Source organism: Moorena sp. SIO3I8, from assembly GCF_010692325.1.
Classification (GTDB): Bacteria; Cyanobacteriota; Cyanobacteriia; order Cyanobacteriales; family Coleofasciculaceae; genus Moorena.
In genome coordinates this window covers 1-2,118 of sequence record NZ_JAAHHW010000292.1, presented here as the reverse complement: position 1 = coordinate 2,118, position 2,118 = coordinate 1, and the positions used below count along the sequence as shown (strand labels likewise).

Here is a 2,118-nt window from a genome sequence, read left to right as displayed (position 1 = left end):
CTTAATTCTCCATTCTTAATTCTACAATTCCCTTTATTATCTATTCCAAGTAATCGGGAGACTAGGATGGGAAATTGGGAGATTAGCATCCTTGTCGGATTTAGTTTCTAGATCCAGTACCCTCACAACTTGGTTATAGATTTCTTCTGCTTGTTGGGGAGAATCTCCAATGCTAGTTAATCCTAGTTTGCCAAATTCAGAGAGTGTGCCCATCAAGTGAAATACAGTGCCAGTTTTGGTGCTGCTATCAAAATGCAGTTGATGGTAGGCGATAATATCCATCAAGTCATTGGGCATTAACCCTCTGTAACTATCTTTTTGTAAATTGTCCGTGGCAATATAGTGCTTTGGTTGACCCTGCTGACTGAAAAAAATACCTGTGGAGAGGTCATAGCGACCATTGGTCATGTATTTCAGGGTCATAAAGGGATGGGTTGTACCACCTTTACGCAGGTTGATTTCAATAGCTTGTAAATCCCAGGTACCCCGATCCGGCTGATGAACGGCCACAAAATCTACACCGTAACGCTCTATTGCTCCTTTTTCCGCTAAGGTCTGACCGACTCGTAGTCCCCAATCTTGCAGTTGTAGGCGATAACCTGGATCAGCGGGAAATCGACAACCTAGATAAATCTGACCGTCTGGTCCGCCAAGAATTTGATCGTGAGTCGAGAGAATCTTGACCTCGCCATGGGGAGTAATATAAGCCTGAACGCTAGGTGAACGCTTTTTTTCTCCGTCAATAAATGCTTCGGCAATTGCCCCTAACTGCGGTATGCGACTGCTATAACTCTCCCACGTTTCCCCACTGGCTTGAAATCTCAAATGGACGATCTTTTCTTTTAAAGCCGCTACTGTTTGAGCATGGGAAACATTTCCCGGACCTACCTCCGATAGTGGTTTCAAGTCCAAGATAGCATTACCCTCCCCAGAAAACCCTTCGTTGAGTTTAATCACAATCTTGTTAAGTTGCGGTTGCCTGTACCATAACTCAGCTGTTGCTTCGACTAAATCATCAACACTCCAGACTAACTGACTGCCGTCGGGATGGGGGACACCACTGTCAGCAAAAATTTGCCGACTACCGCTCTTGGTACCCCAATAAAGCAAATCTGGGTCTGGGGCAAGTAGGGGTAAGTTCAATTTTAAGGATATCTCGCGCTCGAGATTAGTAGAGTTGTAACAAGACATGTAAGACTTTCCTGGACGCAAAGCTTGACGAATCCGCTTCATCAAGCGGGGACGTTCTAGAATCTTTTGGCTGAGCGGTTTGAGGGAAGCATCATAGGTGGAAAACAGCAGTAAGCGATCGCGTGCATGGGAGAAGGGAATTCCCGGCAGAAGCTGCAAGTAGTAATCAATCACAATCGGTGGCAACGGCACAGCGGTAACATAAATTAACCGTGTGTAAGGGTTGCGCAGACGAATTAGGGAAAATAATAACCGTTCTTCGTAGTGCAAAAAACCCTCAACTTTCAGCAGTTCCCGTTGATCAACACTGACAGAAGGCACTACCAGAATATCGTGGTCGTCTTGGTCAAATTGATCACTACTCTGCCAGCGATCGCGTAATTGGTGCTGTAGTTGCTGAAACTTTGACTCTTGTCCAGAGAAAGAATCATTCAGATTGTCCATTGTTGTTGAATATGGTAGCTATAGCGCTGCACCCAGGGAATCGGGAACAGGGAATCGGGAATCGGGAATCGGGAATCGGGAATGGAGAATAAAAAAGTGAGTAGGGTGTGTCCGGGACGGAAAGCCTCTGATTTTCCACCTCGCAAGCCCCTGAACCCGTCCCGTAACGCAACCCACTGGCTGATATCTTGCTGTAGATGCACAATAGCTTATGTCTCTAGCTCCTCTACGGATTTCGGTACACCAGCAGTCAATACTTCATTCCCTGACTCAGTCACTAACACATCATCCTCAATCCGAATCCCAATCCCGCGCCACCGCTGATCAATAGCTGGCTGACCTTCTATTGGCTCAGTATCAGGACCAATATAAAGTCCTGGTTCCACTGTTACTACATTACCGGGCTGAAATATCTGCCAGTTTTCCCCCTGTTTGTAGCCTCCACTGTCATGGACATCCAATCCCAGCCAGTGACCGGTGCGG

General features: G+C 46.5%; 3 protein-coding genes. All 3 read right to left on the bottom strand.

Annotated elements, in window-relative coordinates:
* Positions 1-36: 36 nt before the first annotated feature.
* Positions 37-1,635 carry a peptide ligase PGM1-related protein gene (locus F6K51_RS36310; protein ID WP_293030772.1) on the bottom strand — a complete coding sequence of 533 codons (1,599 nt, stop codon included), beginning with the start codon at positions 1,633-1,635 and terminating at the stop codon, positions 37-39.
* Positions 1,623-1,838: a hypothetical protein gene (locus tag F6K51_RS36305; protein WP_293030769.1), complete on the bottom strand. Its 216-nt coding sequence runs from the start codon at positions 1,836-1,838 to the stop codon at positions 1,623-1,625. The genes F6K51_RS36310 and F6K51_RS36305 overlap by 13 nt, the downstream gene beginning before the upstream one ends.
* 6 nt (positions 1,839-1,844) lie before the next feature.
* The coding region (locus F6K51_RS36300) for a M24 family metallopeptidase (protein WP_293030766.1) at positions 1,845-2,118 on the bottom strand (274 nt) is incomplete at its 5' end.